Below are 21,411 nucleotides of genomic sequence, written 5' to 3' on the forward strand. Positions count from 1 at the left end.
GGCGTGAATCTTTTTAAGCGTCAGGATGCCGGATATAAAAAGGGCCACCTCTTGCGAGGTGGCCCTTTCCAAACGTTTGGGCTGGGGGATGTTGAACCTAATGACTAACTAATTGATCTTAAATTAAAATCGCAAATTCAGAAAATTCATGTATGCCTAACCGTATGCCTAACATCAGAACTTCTGCAATAACATAGTGTTATCTGGGCTGGAATGGTCATATGTGGTTAATTGGCCGTGGAGGAAATTTTAACTCTCACCTTTCTCAAAAGGTAACTGACTCTTGCGAAAGTTGGCGCTCTCTGTCGTATCAGTTCCTCGTTTGGAAAAAAATTTCCCGTCCAAAATTTACCTGTCCAGCGAGCTTTGAATAGACTGTTTCAACCTTCTGTGGCTTTTACCTCGCCACCGGCAGGTCCTCCCAGCGGGTGGTGTAACAGGGGCTCAGGTGCTCTTGTCGCATCATCCACTCAGGCGACCCCGAGCCTTGGCTGGCAAAGCCTACGCGCCCCAATCCCTTGGCTTTGATCTGGTCCATCACTGCCATCAGCGCATCCGATTGAGCGGATGACGGGGCAAACAGATCGGCCTGTTGTTGCCCCTTGGGGGTGAACTCACTCAGCATGACGCCCCCCTTCTGATAACGGTAACCGTCGCGCCAAATCTGCGGTAGCAGCACGTTCACTTGCTGCAGCAGCAACCGGGTATCATCGCTAGGGCAGACCAGCCGGACGCCAGCCTGCTCACTGTAGTAAGGGGCTCGTTCATCAAAGGGGCTGGTTCGCACGAACAGGTGCACCCGCTGGCAACACATTCCCTCGGCCCGCAGCTTCTCGGCTGCGCGAGCCATAAAGCCCGACAACGCTTGGGCCATTTCTCCACGGTCGGTCACGCGCTCACCAAAGGAACGGCTCGAGAGGATCTGCTGCTTCGCCGCCGGTTCAACGGTCAGCTCTGCGCAAGGCAGGCCACGCAGCTCCTGTACGATCCGCTCGACCACCACGCCGTATTGGGCGCGTAACCCTTTGGCATCGCTAGCCACCAGGTCAGCCACGGTGTTGATGCCTTGTGCCACCAACTTAGCGCCCAAGCGCCGTCCTATGCCCCACACCTCATCCACCGGGGTGATAGCCATCAGCCGGGCACGGCGCAGCTCGTCACGCAAGTCCACGACGCCGCCCGTGGCAGGCCACTTCTTGGCTGCATAGTTGGCCAGCTTGGCGAGGGTCTTGGTGGGGCCGATCCCAACCCCTACCGTGAGGCCGGTCCACTGCCAAACTCGCTGCCGGATCTGTTGCCCATAGGCTGTCAGGTCCCCGGCAAACGACTCCGACAGTGACAGGAATGCTTCATCGATGGAGTAGACCTCCAGCTCGGGGGCCATTGTCTCCAACGTGCTCATCACCCTGCCAGACATATCTCCATAGAGCGCGTAGTTGGAGCTGAATGCCACACCGCCATGCGCCTCGAACTGCTCGCGGATCTTGAAGTAGGGCCCGGCCATCTTGATACCCATCGCCTTGGCTTCGGGGCTGCGCGACACCACGCATCCATCGTTGTTGGAGAGCACCACGATCGGGCGGCCACGCAGCTCAGGGCGAAACAGCCGCTCACAGCTGGCGTAGAAGTTGTTTACATCAACGAGCGCTATAGCCATCACGCTGCCTCAGATTGCCAATCACATGGGTGACCACTCCGAACAACTCCAAAGAGAGGCTCATACAAGGGTCGATAGGCGCGAACGCCGGATTGGCTGGCAACAGCCGCAACCTCGGCTTGAGCTGCAAGGTCTTTACCGTGAAGCCGCCATCGAGTAGTGCAATCACCACATCACCATGGCGAGGGATAAGGCTCTTATCGACCACCAGCAAGTCACCGGGAAAGATGCCGACCCCGGTCATGCTCTCCCCCTCGGCACGCAGATAGAAGGTTGCTGCAGGGTGCGACACGCAGTGGGTGTTGAGGTCCAACTTCCCTTCCAGATAGTCGCTGGCTGGGCTGGGAAAGCCGCAAGAGGCGCGGTGCAAGAACAGCGGGATGGTCACCTCGGCGGGTGATGGGTCTGGGGTTAGCAACTTCATGGCAAAACACCTGTATTTATATACAGTGATTATAGCGCACCACCTTTGAACCAGTGCAAGTCCCGCATGCCACTGATGGCGTACCATGGCGCTAACAAATAACAAAGAGATCAGTATGAGTCACAATCTGTGTGCCCGACCGAAAGAACAGCAAGAACGGGTCGAGGTCGAGAAGGCCGCGAGTATGCGGTATGGAAGGAGCGCAACGGTCACTTGGCCAGCGCAGAAAGCGAAGCGAACCAACATCAAGGTGAGCTGGGCAGCTATTTTCTCGAGCAAGTAGGTAAATACAAACGAGGTTAATTCTATCTGGTTGAAAATGTTACATGTACACATGCCCAGTATCGAAGGAATTGTCATAGCCCGATAAAATCGCCTCTCACCTCTTTTAGACGCTCGATACAGCAACTCGTGTCGTCTTAGTCGGCACGCGAGCGGTACGGTAAGAATTCAAAAAATTTATTTAAAATAATGGCTGTGTTATGCAGCTTGCACGAGAGAGCAATAACCTGAACATGCATGTCCAAACGTTAGAATCGTTCCCCCCTGAAGTTGTCAGTAAACTGCAGTACTACGTGTACCGGCTGATTGATCCACGCAATGGCGAAACATTTTATATCGGCAAGGGGAAGGGCAACCGGGTCTTTGCTCATGTCCAAGGTAGTGTTGAGGATGACGCTGTCTCGGAAAAATTGGAGCGAATTCGCGCCATCCATCTTGCAGGACTGGATGTGGTGCATGTTATTCATCGGCACGGTATGAACGAAAAAACAGCCTTTGAGGTCGAAGCCGCGCTGGTTGATGCCTATCCGGGGATCACCAATATCATGGATGGGCATGGCAATAGTGAATTTGGTGCCATGCATTCAACCGAGATCATCCAAAAGTACTGTGCTCCAACTGCCGAATTCCGCCATAAGGCGCTGCTGATCAGCGTTAACCGTTCAGCATTAGATCATTCACTTTATAACGCCACCCGTTTTGCTTGGCGCCTCAATAAAGACAAGGCCTGCCAAGCCGATGTGATTTTAGCCACAGTGCAGGGGTTGATTGTCGGTGCATTTATTGCGCAGCAGTGGCTTGAAGCAACAGCTAACAATTTTCCTGGTAGAGAGACAGTTGAAGGGCGTTATGGCTTTGTTGGCCACGAGGCGTCCGAGGTGATCAAAGCCATGTATGTCGGCAAGAGGCTGCCCGATGAGTTTCGCAAGCGGGGTGCTTCCAACCCCATCAAATATACCTGGTCGTGATGGTTGCCAGGGTAGTAAAGGCATGACGAGATGGGTTCGATGGTCTGAGTATCAAAAATTGAGCCGTACTGCTCAGTTAAGCTTGTACGAATCTTTATTGAGCGATGAACAATCAATCGTGCAAAAAATAGCGAGTTGAGTCACGTCAAACGCTGACTTGATTACCCATGACCCTCAGCCAGCTTCAAGAGCCGATATGGCATCGGAGGGCTTGCCACGACTGCATGCCCCAATTCAACCAACATGCTCTTGAGGTCAAAACGATGATTAAACCGGAAGCAGTATTCCGCAAGATGCCTTGGTAAATGCTTCGCTCCGAGCGTATGGCAACTGCCCCGCAGCGAGTTTTTCACATTTCCTATCATCGTGTTTACCCAGTTGAATGCCGGATGATCCAGCCAGTCCAGGTTGCCCCCGGTGACAACACCCAGGTGCTCACAATTGGCCTCCTTGACCGCTTTGAAACAGGCCAATCCATCGGATATCACCGCGCTACCACTGGCAATATGCCGTTTTGCCCAATCAGCAACGGACTTGGTTTTGAAACCATCGACCACCGTCATCCGCATCTTGATTGGATGTCCTTCCTTGTTCAGGGCCACTGCTGCCACAAACGGCGTCTTGCCTGCCGCGCCCCGACTCCGTTTGCCACCACGGCGCTCGCCACCCCAGTAGACATCATCGAGCTGAATGATGCCGCTGATGGGCTGCTTATCATCGGACTCTTTCATGGCTTGCAGCAGCTTGTGCTTGAGCATCCAGGCGGTGTCATATTTGACGCCCAACTGGCGCTTTAGCTCCATCGCTGACAAGCCTGTTTTGGTTTGTGACAACAGGTGCATTGCCAGAAACCACTTGGTCAGTGGGAGCTTGGTGTTTGCGAAAATCGTGTTTCCAGTCAATGACATCTGGTGACGGCAGTGATTGCATTGCCACACACGTGGCCGCCTTCTCAGGCGACAACAGGTCTTGTTGGCACATTCAGGACAGACAAAGCCGTGAGGAAAACGCCAAGTGAACAGCGCGTTTTCGCACTGAGCCTCAGTGCCATAGTCCTTGAGAAACTCAAACAGGCTGTAGCCTTTCTGGAATTGGACTTTGCTTTTGGCCATGATCTCGCACCTCGATAACTGTAAGTAAGGTCAGTATAGTTCGTGGTGACTGCTAATTATGGGTAATCAGGAAATCCTTTATGACTGACAGTAAAAGATCCCTATGAGCTTTCGTTGCTCGGAGAGACTTCTTGGCCGCTTGTTCAGCAACTGCAAGGGCATTAAGGAGTTTTTCTTCCCGGAGTTCATTTCCGTTACAACGAGTATGAGGGGCCGGATTTCCGCTATATGACATTCAAGGTCTCCTTTACCGACCCACGGCCGTTTTGGTGCTGCCACCATGCTGCGTGATGCGAGGACGGCACTTGATCTTCACCGCGCCCCGGGTGAATGAGTCGTCCGAGGCCTTGCTCGACCATACATAAGCTTCGCCGGTTCCGAGGTGGCTCATCTTGTCGGAGGTCAGCTCGCCAAGGGCGGCATTAGCCTTCTGGATATGTTTCAGCCAAGCGGGCGAGTTGAATTTGTGCATGATGATCTGTGAAGACAGCTCGATCAGCGAGACCGGGACCGATGGCGGGTCCTGAGAGGCGACCATGATGCTGGTCCCCTTGTGTCGCATCTCACGGACAACCTCGACCAGGCCGGAAACCAGGTCATCGTTCTCGATGTACTTGTGGGCTTCATCGAAAACCACCAGCTTGTTGAAGGCGCTTCCCTGGTAGGTTGCTTCCGAGAAAATCTGCAGCATCACTACGAACAGGCCGAGGGCCTCGTCCTTTTCGATGTATTCATCTCGCAGATCCACGATGATCAACCGGCCTGGACGAATCAGATCCTGGAGTCGCTGGTTGTCATCGATATATTCGCTGGCGAACAGCAGTCGCGTCTGTGCCAGCTCTTTCAGGTGATCGGACAGACCCGAGTTATCGATGCCTGTTCGCAGGGCATCCAAAGTCAGGTTATCCCGCAGCCCCCTCATGATGAGATTGATTTGCCGCATATACATGCTCTGGCTGCCAATCGCTCCCATCAGGAACTTCCAGTGTGCCGCCTTGAGTTCGGAGGCAGAAAAGGCAATCGGCTTAACCTCGATATCCGGGTACTCGGCCCGGCGATCATCCACCTTGTTTGCCGGGGTAAGAATCAGCACATCCTTCAGGGCTTCCGGGTTGGCCTTGTAACGCTCACGAAGGATGCGGATCTCCTCATCCACAGAGTTGGCATTGATCATCGAAGTAAACTCCGGCGCATAATCCTGCGTCGGGCTGTAATGGAAAATGACTGTGGCGAGCGGGCTTGGCAGCACATTGATGTGCTGAAGCGGCATGGAGGCCATTTCAATGACGGTTCCAAGGGTGTAGCTCTTGCCGCCGCCTTGAACCCCAAAGAGACTGATCGTGTGTGTGTGGTTGAGGTCCAGGGCGATCTTTCTGCCGGAAACCTCTCCGAGCAAGCCGTACTGAGGCGAGTCACCATTGACACCCAGCATGATGTCATAACTGACCTCGGTTTGAGGCGCGGGCTCTGGTGTCGGATGCTCCGGCGCTTCATGCTCGGGTTGAACAGGTGCTTCCTGTTCAACAGCGACGACAGCGGACTGTTCGGCTTCTTTTCCTTCTTCAGGCGCGATGGTGGAAGGTCGAGGTGCTTGCTCGACGGGTTCAGCCTGTTCTTCCTTTTCCTCTTGGGCAGGTGCGGGTGTCTCCTCTGCGGCAGGAGGTGTTGTCTCGATGATTGGTGCCTCCGGCTCTTCGTCCCAGAGATCATCAACCGTCCAGGACGTTGACCGGGCTCTCTTGGGCGCGATGAAAGCGGCTGTCTCGAGCTTCGGCACGTTCGGTATAAACTGCTCGCTCAGGAGGTGGGCGGTCGGCTCCTCCTCAATCTCAACGGACACAGGCTTGCGGCAATTCTCCAACAAGGCGTGAATGAGATCCTTGCCGATGCGGTGGAATTCGATGCCCACCTCGTTGTCAGGGGCTTCGGTTCCGGCCTTGTCAAAGTCGAAGATCAGGGCGCAACGTCTGAACTGAAGCGAGTAACCCTGTTCGATGGATTCAAGTAGCCCTCGCGCTTCCTGCGCGGCGGTCACATCAAAGATCCCGTAACGCAGTGAGCGTTCCAGATAGAACCGAAGGATCTGCGCCAACTCCCGGCTCTTGAGCAACCGATCCGGCCGGTCCGGCTTTTTCAGGGCCGGGTCAAAGTGGCGCTGGAGGATGCGCTCACTCTGATTGATCTGGGCGGAGATCCGCTCCTTCAGTTGATTGAAGGCCGCAAAGTCGCCGACCTGCGAATAACACTTCACCTCGACCAGGTTGCAGGTGATCGTCCTGGTGTTCAAATCCAGGTCGAACAAACCCAAGTCGGTGCGTTGCAGGCTGATGGCATCGTTGACGTCATCTGAGTCACCACTTGAGCGGTAGAGGTCCGTGTGTGCGTCCAGCGGCACAATGACCTGATTGCTCAACGCGCCCTGATACTCGAGATAGAGCCGCGCCAGGGCCAGGCCAAGAGCCTCTGCCTGCTGCGTGCGTGCGGAAATCAGTTTCAGGGCGAGCTGGCCGGAAAGCGACCGCAGATTTGCCAGGATTTGAACCGACTGCTCGCCGTCGGCGGACAACCCGTGCTCAAGCAGCACCGGCTTCAGCATGGCCTCCAGCTCATCGTTCGAGCGTGAGGAGATGATCAGGTTATGCGTCGCCTGGGAACTGGCTCCCGGCACATAGTCAATCAGATAGTCCGGTCTGTTCTTCCGTCCGCCATGGTCGAAAAACTCAATCCCCATATTTCGGTCGATGGTGAACACCCAATCGCTGATCTGGTGAACCTCGTAGATCAGCTCTCGTTGGGCCACGTCGAGGCCAAGGGTCACGACGGGTACCGCCTTGAAACTGGCACCAGAAGCAGCAACCGCTGAGGTTGCAAAACAGAGGTGGCGGCTCAGAGACGACAGCAAATCAAAACACGCGGCGTGGTTGTCCGCGCCGAGGGAGCGCCCGACAATCGGCCGCTTGTTCCAGAATGTCCCCGAATCGTCATCAACGAATTCGGTGTCGAAGTCCTGTATCAACCCATGCAGCGGCGTCACTCCCAACGACCTTTCGGCAATGGAAAGCTCCTCGGCGGGGAAAACATCCAGAAGAACGCTGATGTGCGCCGGAAACTCCTTGGAGTTTGCATGGAACTCATTCAGCGCGTGCTTGGCCAAGTTGAGCTTCGAGAACAGATGGCTGCCGGTCGAAGTCGCAAACGCGTCGGCTGCCTCGTTTACCGTCGCTCCGGGACGGACCATGGATTCAAGCGCCTCACCCAAAACAGGCGAGTCTGGATCGGAGGTAAAGAGCCGGATGTCATAGCGCAAATCGGCATGCTCACGCTTCTGCTGGAGCGATATCAGGGCCTCCGCTATCACCGAACCGGCCCCGGGATTGAAGATGTTCAGCGATAGCTCCCGCACATAGGGATGCTGGGAGAGATAGCGCTCGATCTTGTCCGCAATGACCTTTCCGGAAATATCGGTTCCCGCCGCAGAGGGCTCGGCCAGTCCGAGGGCTGAACAGATCTCCGCCATCAAGCCACGGGAATTCTCCTCGGTGGTCGGGGCGTAGAGCGCCCAAAACGCATTCAGGTTGTCCACCGGAGTGAAGATGCGGCCATCCTCGACGGGAATACCGACCGGATAGGCAGAGGGCACAAGGCCATCCAACAGGGCGGAACGGACGTGAGGAATGTGATCCTTCCCGCCTGACTTGATCTTCTCGATCCAATCCTTGCCCAGGGTGACCCAACTGCTCAGCCACAAGGCGCGGAGCGGATGGGTTGGTGAGACCAGCACCGCCTCTCGATGCCTTCCACGGAAGTCGGTCAAGATGACATGAATGGAATCGACGGCCAGCACGTTTCTGAGCGCTTGCAGGTGCTGCTGACGCTCGGCACCGGAAGTCGTCTCGGCCTGACGGATGAGGTTCCTGACCAGGTCAAGGTATCTTTCAGCATACGCGAGGCATTCCTTTTCCGAGTCCCGGAACGACAGCCCCTGCATGATGAGCTCGGCAGTGTCTTTGCGCACCGCTGCAAAAAACTCTTCGCGGGCAGCCAGGAAGGAAGCCATCGCGGCGGAAGATGGCAGCGTCAGTCCGACCTCGGAGGGCGGCTCGGCGGTATCCAGGTTGATCTGCATTCGCCAGCCCGACGGGTGCTTCGGCTCCGCCAAGATGCGCTGCTCGATGGTTTTGAGCATACGCGAGAGCGGGATCTGAACAGCGCCCTCACGACCGAATTTTGCATGCAGGGTTTCCTGGCGGGAGGTCTTCTTGGAACGACCTCCTTCGGCCCAGGCGACACCACTGATGGCGATATCATCGGGATCACGTTCATCGCCCAGTGCAGTCAGTTGCAGCCGGAAACGAGCATGCTCCAGGCTCTGCTCAATGGGGATGGCGCGTTGCGGCGGTTCTTCCTCAATGTTGCCACCAGGCAGGACGTAGAAAGGTTCGCTCTCGTAAGAGCGTTTAGCGCCCTCGGAGGCGGAATCCGCTTCCAGCGGAATCGGGTCGCCATCGGCCGTCCAAGGCATCACACGGATGAAATGCCATCCCTCCTCGAATTCGATTTTATTGAGTTTGGCCAGGTTGGTCGTGCATTGCAGGCGGTTCGGCGTCCAGGCTTTGACCTTCTTGGATTTTCCTACCGGGCCGTCATTCTGCGAAATGATTTGCACCGTAAAATGGTCAAGGCCACTGACCTTGCCCGGGTGAGGGTTAACCTCGAACACTACGTTCATTTTACGGCGGTCGTTCGGAACCAGAACCTGTTGCCCGATGAGGCCGGAGAGTTGGTCGTCGGTCTCATCCTCCGCAACAACCGGCAAGTCGGTCTTCAATACCGTCAGAAGAACCTTGTCCAGCGAAAGCTCTTCCTGGAACGTCCATTTGTCGAAAGATATACTCCACCAGCTCTTGTCGGTCGCGATGGGCGGCGTCCAGGATTCGGGCTCCTGGACATCGTATTTTTCAAAGTAGGTGAACAAGCGCGACTCCAACGCCTTGTCGCTGAGCCCCAGATCGGCAATACGGCCACGCACCGACTTGTGCGAGGTCATCAGACTGCGGACACTGCCGAGGTTGCGGCGAATCTTGCCATTGACCATGCCGGGATCGGCAAAGAGCTTGAAGTCCGGGGTCAACGTCAATTCATATAGGCTGGCCCCGAGGGTTTCTCCATCAATCCCGTTTTCGAGCGCGGTGAGCAGATACCGCACGCGAGAAACATCGTCGGCAAACAGCCATTCCTCCTCGGTGAGGATGCCCAAAAGATCGCGAACATGGCCGACCAGTGTTGCCGGGAGCCGGTCAAGCAGCGAGTCGATCAGGTCTTCGTAGATGCCGGTGAAAGCCAACTCCTCGAAGGTCGCAACTCCAAAAGAATCCTCGGCGCTGGTACGGAGCGAGGTCGGTATGAAGACCAGCAAAGGTTGGCGCAGTTCGCCGTTCGCATCAGGGTTACGCAGCTCCACCAGCTTGGTGGAGGTCACCCGGAAAGGCATGCCTTCTTGGTCATGGCTGCCGAGGATAAAGATGTTCCCGTCGGGCCTGGTTCGCCGCAGTTCCTTGCAGACCGACTCCATGACATCGTCATCGAGATCGGTGACCCGCATGCAGTGGCCTGGGCCACGATCACCCAGGATCGCTTCGATACGAGGGCACAGCAGACCAGCGACCGCCGCGTTCAATTTATCCTGGGAAAGCTTGGTGAACGCGTTACTCATGCGTGCCTCCCGTTCTTATCTGTTCCGTCATTTCTCTCAATGGCATATCGGGGCGATACCTTTTGGGTCACGTAGGCATCCGACAGGTCCTCGTAGAATCCGATTTCACGCAGGCGGCGCTTGAAGGCCTCTAGGTTGAGGCGCAGGGCGCGTCTATCCAGGATGCTGCTGTTGCCCTGAGCTCCTTCTGGCAGCCGGTCGATGTGAAGACCGTAGCGGTTTCTCAAAAAGGCCAGCAACTCCTCGATGCGAACCTCGCGGGTCACAAAGCGCCCGCCGTCCTGGGTGAGCACAGCGATCTGAAGGAGCACTTCGAGAAGCTTGCTTCCCAGCACAAATCGCCGAGGACTCCCCTTGGTACGTGATTGGGCCAGCAGGCCGTTCTCTTTGTTCTTCAGCAGCAGCGAGTCCAGACACTCAGTGATGTACTGGCGGTGATACTTGCCGCGATACGCCATCAGGATTTCGATGAAGGATTCGAACTCGCCAAGGCCCATGCCAGTGACTTCCCGAATCTCCGGATCAACGTCCTCGTTCCCGGAGGTCGATTCCTCGATCAGGCTCGCCAGACGGAATTTGAAGTAGGCTTGGCGCTCGGCGTCATGCTCGGGTTTCAGCAGGGATACCAGGTCGCCAACAGTGAACACGCCGCCCCCAGGGGTAGCCAGCTTGCCCGTTTTTTTGCTCAGGTATTCCGCCATCTCATCGAGCTTCTTGATGACGAAATTGGCCTGCACAAAGGCCGGTATCTGACGATAGAGCCGGTCAGTGGACTTGCGAGCCAGCTCGGCCATGTGCGGATTGTTGACGTCGCCCATGTCCACGACCAGCGCCACGCGGTAAGGACAGCCTTCCAGCGCATTGTCGAGGCCCGGGTTGATCGGGCATTCCTTGGCGGTGCAGAGATCGTTGCCCGAGCGCTGTTTCACCAGCTTGGGCAGCATCTGCAGCAGCTTGAGGTGGTAAAGCGCCAGATGGAATGCCATCAGGGTTTTGAGGTAATCCACCAGCACCGAACGCGGAATATAGGGCTCATAGGCCAGTAGCCGAAGAATATCGTCGGCCATAATATCGGCCTGGCCGATACACAGCGGCTGGAAGCGCGAGGGCTCCTTGGAATCCTTCATATCCTGGGTAACCTGATGATCCAGACGCAGGATGGCCTGCGTTTCCACGTCCACGGAAGCGTTGGGATCGTAGCGGTCCGTCACCAGGTCGATTCCCGGGAAGAAAAAGCGCTTCAAGGCATCCCGTGCCGCTTGGCCCTTGCCTTTGCGGGCATAGAAAAGCATCCAGTAGATCTGCTCGGCCGCGCCATAATCACGGGTGTGCTTGGCGTTGCGGAACTTATAGGTATTGCCATGCAGCGGCCTCGGGGCGGCCAAGGCCTGATTGGCTTTGCCCCGATTCACCACATCCATCAGATCGGTTTCGATCCAGCGGTGTACCACCTGCGGAAAGCGATCAAAGCCCGCAAACCATTCGGGATGCTCGAGGAAGTCCTCCATAAACTCTTCAACGGTCAGGTCGCCGCCACGGGGGGGGCGTCGGCTGGCATAGCCGTCATATTTCAGCCGGGGAAAGAGCATGGTCAGCACACGATCCATCTCGATGTGCTTGAAATCGACGTAGGTAGTCTTGGGAGTGCGGAACTCCTTGTCTCTGCCTTTGATGCTCATGCTTCAGCCCTCCTGCTTACCTTTCCCAGATGCAGGATGCCTTTGTCGTCGCGCCGGATCTGGAAGAATTCGAAGCCGCTTTCGGTGAGGAGCACCTCCTGATAGGGAGCGGCGGATAGAACGTTCTTGAACACCGCCAGGCTCAGGTAGAAACCTTCCTGCTCCTCGATGCTGGGACGGTAGCCGTTGTTGAGCCGCATCAGCATTTCATAGATGTCGAGATTGATGCGCAGGCTGGCCTTGTGCCCGTCGCCGGAGTCGTAAAGCAGCACCAGCGCCTGAGACAGACACTCGAGGAAAGGATGAGCCGCCGTTTCCTGCTCGGTGCGGAGCGTAAAATGGTCGCCGTCAAAGAGGCGGTAACTACGGATGGTGCCTTTATCCACCTGGCGGACACGCAGCGCCAACTGGTTGCCCAGCCGCGCCGGATCGCTCAAGCCTTCGCCCCGGTTGATGGCCCGGAGAATGATGGTTACCTCTTCCTGGCTCTTCGCTCCAGGTTCCTCGATAGCGTTCAAGAAAAGATCAATATGCCCGTATGGAAGCATCTTTTCCCACGGACGATTTTCCTGACTATCGCGGCATTCAAAGAAATGGCGGCGGCGCATGTGCGAGAGATAATTCCTGTGCTTGGCGATCAATCGGGCACGGTTCTTCGATGAGTAATCGCGAGGCAGACTGCCGAATAGCGCCTCCACCAGTTCATTGTCATATCCGGCCCGCTCCGCGAACGAGAAGCGGCTCATGGCCTTGGTCTTGGGATTGAGGAAGCCAAGCTCGCGGTCCAGATCGGGGTTGCTGACTTCGGCAACGTCGATCTCGCGCAGCAGGGCAATCAGCCGGTCATTGGAACCTTCCGCCCCACCAAGCCACGAGTTGAAATAGAAACCGTCAAGGATGCGATTCTGGGTCTCCTCACCACCGTTCTGATAGAGCTGGTGAATGCCGTCGCAATCCTGGGTGCCCACCAGCATGAAGGCCAGCGCAGAACGCAGGTCGCGCATGGTGATATGTAGTCGCCCACGCAGGTGGGTAATGGTGTAGAGCATCTTCAAGCGCTCGATCACCTTGGGTCCGGCAACCGGGTCCTGGAAGGTCCGGGCGTTATGGTAGGCATAGCACTTGCCCTTGAGGTCGCACTTCTCGCAGGCCTGCCAGTATTCCTGCTGCGTCATGCGGGCAATCAGCCGCTCCAGAATCGAAGGTTGACCTTCCTCGGGTTCGGCGACCACCGACCGCAGGTTGAGGTTGATGACCGCGATGCCACCTTCCGGAGCGGCTCCGGCCAAGCCCTGTTGGATCTGCTTGGCGAGCAGCGGGAACTCCTCTTCGTGCTCGAGGAAGAAATCGACCAGCCGCCCCTCGTTGATGGCGATCAGGCGGGTCTGATTCTCGGGCCAGCCGGAGGCGTCCTTGCCCGCGAAGGGGGCAAAGAACTTCTGTAGCACGGCATCGTTGCGCTCGTCGCCTTCATCCTGGCTGCCATCGTAGTTGCTCTGGTAGGTATGGCCCTTGAGCTGGAACACAGCCCCATTCGCGCCGCGCTGCATCTGTGCGCCCTTGCTCTCGGCAAAGGCCTCGAACTGCTGAATGAAGGCCGTCTTACCGTCACCGGCGTTACCGCTGATGATGACCAGGCGGAACTCGCCCTTGAGCAGCGCGGGTTTGAGCTTCTCATCCAGATAGGTCGGCACGTAGGTGGCCTTGCCAACTTCGTCGAGGCCACGGGTGCCCGCGTTGGACACCTGGCTCTGGCTGTAGAGGGTCAGCAGATGCGTGACAAAGGGGTTGGTGTTGGGCTTGGTCGGCTCGAAGCCCAGTTTGGACACCACCTTGGGTCCGGCACCAATCTCGCCGGTGGTCAGCACCGAGCGCAGGCGCTTGACCTCGGCCATGGAGGTCAAGAACTCATCGACAGACGCGAAGCGATCCTTGCGCTCCGGCGCGATCATCTTCACCAGCACATTAACCAGCGACGAACTGAGGTCGGCGCAACCTTTGAACTGCTTGGGGTCCTTGGGCTGAGTCTTGATCGGCGGCGTGGGGTCGTCGAACGGATACTTGCCGGTCAGGCACTCATAGAAGGAGACGCCCAGGGCGTAGAGGTCACGGTCCATCCGATCCGAAGCATCCGGCTCGGAGTTGTAATCGTAATCCGGCGGCAGGTAACGGCGTGTGCCGCCACCGCCTTGAACCTCATCGTTCTCGGATACCGCAACGTTGAAATCGATGATGCGGACGCCCTTATCGGTCCACAGCAGGTTGGAGGGCTTGACGTCCTGATGATAGACGCCGTGCTTGTGTAGATGGGCCAGCCCATCGGCGGCCTCGCGCACGATGCGCACGGCATCATCCAGCGACAGCGCCTCGGCATCGATCAGATCGGAGATATCCAGACCTTCCACATACTCAAAGACGATGTACGGCGTCTGCTTGGCATCGGCCATGCGGTCCGCCCAGATCACCTTCACCACATGCGGGTGGTCGGGCAGATTGGTCAGGGTCTTGTATTCGCGGCGCAGCCGCTCATACACGCTGCGGCGGTCCTTGGTCACCAGCTTGATGACCCGCACCACATCGCCCAGGGAATCGAACACCTTGTAGGCGACGCCGAAGCCGCCGCTGCCTAGCTTCTTCTGAATACGGAAACGATCCGCCAGAATGAAATCCTGCGGCAGGTTCATCAGATTATCAGGGAGCTGCGGCACGACCACGGCCGGGCCGCTCACATCCGGGGCGGATTCATTCTTGGCTTCGGGCAGGATCAGGTCATCCAGGCCCTTGCGGGCGATGGCCGCGCTGGTATGCCGCTCCTCGGGGTCGAACTCGCAGAACTTCTGTAGCCACTCGTCGATCCCCTTGGGAAGGTCCGGCTTGTGTTCCGAGGGCTTCATCGGGAAGCGGCCGTCGGCCTCCATCATCTGGTCGACGCTTTCAAAGGGCAGCTCGCCGGTCAGCAGCTCGTAAAAGATCAGCCCGGAAGCGTAAAGGTCGGAGGCGATGCTGGCCTGGGTCGGGTCCTTGAAACACTCCGGAGCCTGGTAGGCGGCTTCCAGGTCATCCACCACCTGATCGGCGATGGTGGAGGTGCGGTTCTTGCCCACCCGGGCGAAATCGAAACCCGTCACCCGGGCCTGGCCGCCCTTGGTGACCAGAATGGCGTCCGGGGTGAGATTGCGGTGGATCACCTCATGCCGGTGCGCATGGTCCAGGGCCGACAGCTCGTCGCGCATCACCTGGAGTTTCTGGTCAAAGGTCAGTGCCAGGGATGCCTTGTTGATATGCAGGCGCAGGGCCTGGCCGGGCAGGTCCTCGGTGACCAGCACCACCTTATCTTCATCGTCGGAGACGAACAGATCCTTTACCGCCAGCACGTTGGCGTGGGTCGGCATGTGCGCCACGGCGCGATAGGCGTTGCTGATCTTCTTGAACTCTTCCTTGCGGGCGGTCTCGTCCTGGTAAGGGTCGGCCTGATAGACCCGCAGGCGGGCCATGCCGCCGCTCTTGCCCAACAGGTTGTGCTTGGCGCGGTATTCGGTGTAGCGGTCGGTACCGCCCAGCTTCTCTTCCACCTGCCAGTCGCGGAACACCAAGGCGGCGCTCTTGGGTTTGGCGTTGCCGGTGATCGCCTTGGCGATCTGGGAATGGAAGCGGGTGATGTTATCCAGCCGGTTGTCCGGGATGCGGCTCGCGTCGCGGAAGTATTTCAGGCAGTGCTTGTAATCGGTCACGTCCGGGCTGTCGATGCCCGCCTGGTCGAACACGGCGGCGTCATCGGCGGTGAGCAGCACGGCGGCATGTACATGAGCCTTGCGCAGCTCGATCAGGCCGGTGTTGCTCTCGCGGATGATGGTGGCCATGGTCTTGGCGTGGCTGCGCAGCTTGGCCAGCGGCGAGAAAAACGGCTGCCGCCCCTCGGGATACCACTTGGAGCCATACACATCGATGTTGCCCCGCGTTCCTTTGACATCCACCAGGTACACCGCGTGAGGCGCGAGGATAGCGATGTCGATTTCGAACACCTCCTCACCCTGGCGCATCTCGAAGTTGTGGAAGATCAGCCAGCCATCGGGCAGATGATCCCGAAGGAAACCGATGGCCTGGCGTTCAGATTCGTTCGCGGGTTGCCCGATGGGTATGACCTTCGCCATTAGCGACCTCCCTCCTCGATAGCGCGTTCGACGAGGGCAACGGCTTGGTCTTCAAGTTCGAGTGCGTGGTCCCGCAGGTATCCGGCTCGGTCTACCATCGTAGCTATTTCTTGCTCTTTTTCATCATCAAGGCGGGGGATGGGCATATTCGCCATAAGCACCGGGTGTTGATATTGCTGTTTGCTGCCAGTGCTCATTGAGCGGATCATCCTAAAAGCAAATCGTGACCGAAGAAATGCAAATAAATAACCTGAAGCGATTGCACCTTCTCTCGGAATACACCTATAAAAATCGCCAGAATATGCGTACTCTGAAGTTCTGGGTGTCACCAAAGCGGCTCGGCAGTAAAGTTCAGACTCACCAAGAGTCCCGTGGCATGGAATTACCGTTGTACCCGCAGGCACTTGAAGACCAAGCCCTTGAATGGATTTTTTTGAGATCCATCGTCCTTCAGGTCGCAAATGAAATGCATCCCTTTGACCCACTAGCATTACGCCGTGCTCTGGATCAGCGTCTATCCGCTTGAATACTATGTGACCTTCAAAGTTAGACCTATCAACTAGGTCGCCGAGCAAGTCATGCCTAATACTAGACACAGCCTGCCAAAGTTCTTTGGCTCTCGGGTCATAGTTCAAAGCTCTCAGACTGAAGGCATTGAAGCTCGATTCACTCCAGCCTTGTCTTTTATCATCGCTGAGATACTCATGGTTATGTGATTCATTGAGGCCAGCGTCAGAAAATAAACTATTTGTTGCGGACACCATTAGCGACGAAGACTCAGAAAGCTCATCTGCAGCCTGCTGAATCAAATCATGCACTTGTTCCTCGATTTCTTTCAGTCTTGGCACTGGCAAGTCAGCTATATGATGGGGTTCAATATGCTGAATAACTGCACCGTAGGTTCCAGATACTATAAGTGGCACACCGAAACGGCTTGCAAGATAAGCATGAAGGTACCCAGGCAAAATGGCGTCTGGATTGGCAACGACCTTCATGATGTCTTGGTTGGACCAAGCTCCCTCCATCGACTTTCGCGAGTAAGCCATGCGTCCAATGGTTCCGGAGCATGTGATTAAAGTCATGCCTTCTTTGATTTCCAGATAGCGCAATTTGCTCGAGAGCGCGTCGGCTTTCCGAAGTAAGGGCAGAGTGCTGAGATCACTATGCAGCATTGATGATGTTGTTAAAAAAGGCACACCGAATTCAGGATCGGTGACGTAGTTCCTTACAAACTGAGGTCCGTTATATATGCCGCCACCATGCCCAGCAGTTAGTTTGTGCAAAGGCATGGTTTTCAGTTTGCTTAACAGTTCCCGCGCCTCAATAGCGCCGGACATATATGGCCCGCAGTCAAGACGTCGACCGTTGTGATCAAGCCAGGAGCTGGGAACGTGTTTGATTTTCATATGGCCACCTCACTGTCTCCCTTGAACTGGCTGAACTTTTCTGACACAAGCGGAAGTTCATCATCGATGCGCCTGGTCCGGCGAATAACACGCCTTACGTGGACTTCACCACCTTCACGGACTCGTTCAATAACCTCATCACTAAATACCAACTCTTCCCCATCCGGAGCCCTTTGAAAAAGAGGATTACCTTTTCGATCCATTCCAGCTCTATCAACCAAGGCCATGAATACCTTGTACTCAGGGTGCTCGGCCTGAATCAGTTCTTCATGTGACCGCCGACGGAGTATTAGCAAAGAGCACATAGCCGGTGTTAATCCAAATTCCTTGACGGTGGAGATGAAGGGTTCGACGGGAAAATCCACACTGGCCTCTACCTGGCAGTTTCGAAGTATCCACCAGCGAACATGCTCATCGCCTGGGTTGCCCAGTAGTCCATCAGGAAGCAGGATTCCGAGGCGGCCGGTGCCTGGCTTCACCCACTGCAGGGCACGTTCCAGAAAGAGGACTTCGGGTGGAACGCCACCAGAGCTGTGGTTCCCTGTATTTCTAAAACCACCGTCATCATCACGCTCCCACGCATGTCCCAAGTCGTAGGCGCTCAGGATAGAGGCGTCAGTGATCTTGTCTTGACTAGAGAACCAGGGGTTCAGCAGAGCAACATCCATGCTGCCCAGGGGCAGCGCCGGGCGGGCGGCTTCGATGCCATCCAGATCGCCGTCCGGGAAGGTGCGGGCATCGATGCGGAACACGCGGCCGGGATTGCCGGTGGTGAACAGCAGGTTCATGCGACTGGCCACAGCCAGGAAGGGATCGATGTCGCAGCCCAGGGCATTGCTGGCCGCCCAGGCGGCGGTTTCGTTTTGCGCCTGGCGGATCTGTTCGTTGGTGGCCTCATCGGGCGTGGTGCCCATGGCTGCCAGTTTCTTCTTGAAGATGTGCGCGGCGGTCATGGCCAAGAAGGTACCGGTGCCGCTGGAGCAGTCCATGATGCGTTCGCCGGGCTGCGGGTCGAGCATCTCCACCGCCATTTCGGCCACGTTGAGCGGCGTGGGGTAGCGGCCCTCGCGGCCGTCCATCACACTGCGGGCGACCGCACGGAAGGCCCCGGTGCGGTAACGTGGCTGGGTTTCACTCAGAGAGTAACGGGCCAGCTCCATGACCACGCGGGCAGTCTCGTGGGGTTCCAGCGTCAGATCCCAGCCACGGGTCAGCAGGTTCGGCTGCCAGGCCTTGGCTGCGGTAATGGATTCGTTGATGCGCTGGGCAATGGCCTGTTGGCCTGGCTCGGTGAAAGGCTCGTCGCCCCTGATCCAGAATTTGCGCTCACCGGTGGGCAGGGTCTCATCAAAGATCTTGGCCAGCATCAGCACGGCCAACTGTTTGAAAGAATCCTTGTGATCGAGCCCCAGGTTGCGGTTCAGATACTGGCGGCATCGCATCAGGGCGTCTTCCAGGTCTTCCGCTTCGGCGCTGACCTGAATGACACCGCCGGTGCGGTCGAGATCGGTGGTCCGTTCGCCCGGAACCGGCCAGACACCCAGCGGCTTGGCGCGGACCTCGAAGCGGGTGCGCTCGACTTGGAACAGGAACTCTTCCTGGCCGTTGGTCCACATGCCCAGCGTCGCGCCGGGGATCAGTTCCAGCAGCTCCTTGAGCTCGCGCAGGTCGGCATCGGCCTCGGCAATGGAGCGTAGCTTGTCGCGCTTCTTCTGAGTCTTGCAGACGATGATCCGCTGCAGGTTATCGTTATTGTGCTCGGCATCGGGGCGGAAAATCGCGATGTCGATGCGCTTGCGTCCCTGGCCGGGGATCTGCGGGTTGTAGTTGATCTCCAGGTCATCCCGGTCAAAGCCGTAGCTCTCGATGAGCTGGCGCAGAACCTTCTGCACCAGCAGCTTCTTGGCTGAGGCGCTCTCCTTGTTACCGGTCAGGATGTCGATGAAAAAGTTATCCGGGCCGCTCTCTTCGGCAGCATCCTGCGGGGCTTCAATGATGTCGTCTTGATCGCTCATCCGTTCTGCTCCTTGAGAAATTCGCGGTACTTCTCAGCGATGACCGGCAGATCGTTGTCTTCGATCTTTTCACTGCGGGTCAGGGTCCGTTCCACGAAGCGCCCGCCGATGCGGATGCGCTCGATATGCTGTTTGGGCTCGACGATCTCTTCCCCGTCCGGGGTGCGCTTGTAGAGCTTGTTGCCACGGCGGTCGAAGCCAACCTTGTCGGCCACGGCCATGAACACCGGATATTCATCGATGCCGCCCAGGGCCTCGGCGCGTTTTTCCTCTTCGCTCTTGCGGCGCAGGAACAGCAGGCTGGTAAGGATGTTGACGTTGGCCTCGGCGATGAAGGCCTCCACCGGCAGGTCGACGGAGGCGAGCACCTGGGTTTCACGCATGATCCACCAGCGGATGTATTCCGCCGCCGGGTTGCCGAGAACGCCGTCGGGCAAAACGATGCCCATGCGGCCGGTGCCCGGCTTGAGCCACTTGATGCAGCGCTCAATGAAGAGAATCTCCGGCGCGACGCTCCCCTTGGCGTTACCGGTGTTGCGGAAACCGCCTTCGCCATCCGGCTCCCAGTTATGGGCCAGCTCGTATTGTTCAAGGATATGCTTGTCGGTGATCGGGATGTCGGAGCCGAACGGAGGATTGGTGGCGATGATATCCACCGACCCAAGCTGGATCTCCTTCTTGGCGGAGGGCAGATCGGCCAGATGCCCCAGCGGGAACTCCAGGGAGTTGATGTTGTAAATGTGTCCCCGGCCGTCACCCGCCAGCACCATGTTCATCTGAGCGGCGCGGATCAGGAATGGGTCAAAGTCGGCCCCGAACACATTGGCGGCGGCGTATTCTTTCAGCCGCTCGTGGACGTTCAGAAACTCGGTGGTGTTCTCGTTGCCGACCTGGGTATTCTGCTCCTCGCGGAATTTCTTCAGCATGTGTCCCAGGGTGGCGACCAGAAAGCCGCCGGTCCCGCAGGCCGGGTCCAGCAGCGTCTCGCTCTCCTTGGGATCGAGCATTTCCACGACCAGCTTCACCACGCCCCGGGGAGTGAAATACTGACCACGGTCGCCGCGCAGATTGACGCCCACCAGCTCTTGGTAGGCAACGCCCTTGGCATCGACATCCGTGCGGGTGAAATCGTATTTGGCTAATTCAGAAACAATAAAGGCCAGAGCGCGGTTAGATAGGGTAAGCTCCTCGTTCCCGCGGAAGATATTCTTGTATTGTTTCTTGACCTCAGTGAAGATCGCTTCAATTCGAGCTCGAATCGCCTTTCGCCCCTCTGCATCAAACTGTTCTTTTGGGCCTGCCCAGAATTGGCGTTTCCAAGCCTGACGTTGGATACCACGAAGATTTTCGTCGTGCATCTTGCAAAAAATCAGATAGAGAAACTGCCAGAATGCCGCATCTTTGGGCATACCTTCATTGCCATGGATAAAGTTGTGGCAACGACGGAAGGTGATCTTGAGCATCTCGTTGTCGGCTATGCGGGTATGGGCATCTGAGATGACATCCTTGGTGCCGACGGACTCTTCGGCCATCGGCCAGTCGCCGATGGGGTTGCACTTGATTTCGAAGCGCTTCTGCTCCTTCTCGACAAAGAAGAACTCAAGGCCGTTAGTCCACAGACCATACTGAACCGCGTCGACCTCACTCATGATAGTCTCTATCTCATCGAGGTCCTTGGCAGCTTGCTCGAAGTCGCGGATACGCACGGCATTCTTGCCAACGTTCGGCTCTTGGCGGCAGATCACGGCTCGGCTCAGATTTTCGATGGTGTGTTCCTTACCATGATGGAAAATAGCCACATCCACCTTCTTCCGGCCACCAATGGAAAAATCCAGTTTCATGTCTTCTGGCGAAAATCCGTACTCGTGGATCAAGGCGCGAACGACACGCTGTCGGACCAGCTCCTTCTTCGTTTCCTTGACCTGTTTGCCGGAAACGTAGTCGAGCGTGTATCCCGCCGGGATCGTGTTCTCGGCCTGCTTGTTCTTCTTTCTGCTCATATAA

Annotated in this window: 10 protein-coding genes; 1 reads left to right on the plus strand and 9 read right to left on the minus strand. The window is 56.9% G+C overall.

What is annotated here, in order from left to right; translation table 11 throughout:
- Positions 1 to 397: 397 nt before the first annotated feature.
- Together umuC and umuD are read right to left on the minus strand one after the other, a co-directional pair.
- Positions 398 to 1,657 carry a translesion error-prone DNA polymerase V subunit UmuC gene (gene umuC, locus I6L33_RS11405; RefSeq protein ID WP_216974085.1) on the minus strand — a complete coding sequence of 420 codons (1,260 nt, stop codon included), beginning with the start codon at positions 1,655 to 1,657 and terminating at the stop codon, positions 398 to 400.
- Positions 1,638 to 2,081, minus strand: coding sequence for a translesion error-prone DNA polymerase V autoproteolytic subunit (gene umuD / locus I6L33_RS11410; protein WP_216974086.1), 444 nt, complete (start codon positions 2,079 to 2,081; stop codon positions 1,638 to 1,640). Before umuD ends, umuC begins: the two co-directional genes overlap by 20 nt.
- Positions 2,082 to 2,563: 482 nt before the next feature.
- Between umuD and I6L33_RS11415 the strand changes: the two genes are divergently transcribed.
- The gene (locus I6L33_RS11415) at positions 2,564 to 3,331 is read left to right on the plus strand and encodes a hypothetical protein (protein ID WP_216974087.1); all 768 of its coding nucleotides are present in this window, start codon (positions 2,564 to 2,566) and stop codon (positions 3,329 to 3,331) included.
- A gap of 161 nt (positions 3,332 to 3,492) precedes the next feature.
- On the opposite strand, the gene I6L33_RS11420 is transcribed toward I6L33_RS11415, so the two are convergent.
- From I6L33_RS11420 to I6L33_RS11450, 7 genes are all read right to left on the minus strand, one after another.
- Positions 3,493 to 4,443 (minus strand): IS1595-like element ISKpn3 family transposase, encoded by a 951-nt coding sequence (locus I6L33_RS11420; protein ID WP_216974088.1) that lies wholly within the window; start codon positions 4,441 to 4,443, stop codon positions 3,493 to 3,495.
- Positions 4,444 to 4,690: 247 nt separating this feature from the next.
- On the minus strand, positions 4,691 to 10,156 hold the full coding sequence (locus tag I6L33_RS11425) for a hypothetical protein (RefSeq protein ID WP_216974089.1): 5,466 nt from the start codon (positions 10,154 to 10,156) through the stop codon (positions 4,691 to 4,693).
- The gene (locus I6L33_RS11430) at positions 10,153 to 11,835 is read right to left on the minus strand and encodes a hypothetical protein (protein WP_216972507.1); all 1,683 of its coding nucleotides are present in this window, start codon (positions 11,833 to 11,835) and stop codon (positions 10,153 to 10,155) included. The genes I6L33_RS11425 and I6L33_RS11430 overlap by 4 nt, the downstream gene beginning before the upstream one ends.
- Positions 11,832 to 15,986, minus strand: coding sequence for a protein kinase (locus I6L33_RS11435; protein ID WP_216972508.1), 4,155 nt, complete (start codon positions 15,984 to 15,986; stop codon positions 11,832 to 11,834). The genes I6L33_RS11430 and I6L33_RS11435 overlap by 4 nt, the downstream gene beginning before the upstream one ends.
- On the minus strand, positions 15,986 to 17,392 hold the full coding sequence (locus tag I6L33_RS11440; protein WP_216972509.1) for a hypothetical protein: 1,407 nt from the start codon (positions 17,390 to 17,392) through the stop codon (positions 15,986 to 15,988). Before I6L33_RS11440 ends, I6L33_RS11435 begins: the two co-directional genes overlap by 1 nt.
- Positions 17,389 to 19,407: an N-6 DNA methylase gene (locus tag I6L33_RS11445; protein WP_216972510.1), complete on the minus strand. Its 2,019-nt coding sequence runs from the start codon at positions 19,405 to 19,407 to the stop codon at positions 17,389 to 17,391. The genes I6L33_RS11440 and I6L33_RS11445 overlap by 4 nt, the downstream gene beginning before the upstream one ends.
- On the minus strand, positions 19,404 to 21,407 hold the full coding sequence (locus I6L33_RS11450) for an N-6 DNA methylase (protein WP_216972511.1): 2,004 nt from the start codon (positions 21,405 to 21,407) through the stop codon (positions 19,404 to 19,406). The genes I6L33_RS11445 and I6L33_RS11450 overlap by 4 nt, the downstream gene beginning before the upstream one ends.
- Between the last annotated feature and the right edge of the window lie 4 nt (positions 21,408 to 21,411).

Source organism: Aeromonas sp. FDAARGOS 1403, from assembly GCF_019047325.1.
In the GTDB taxonomy this organism is placed as follows: Bacteria; Pseudomonadota; Gammaproteobacteria; order Enterobacterales; family Aeromonadaceae; genus Aeromonas; species Aeromonas dhakensis.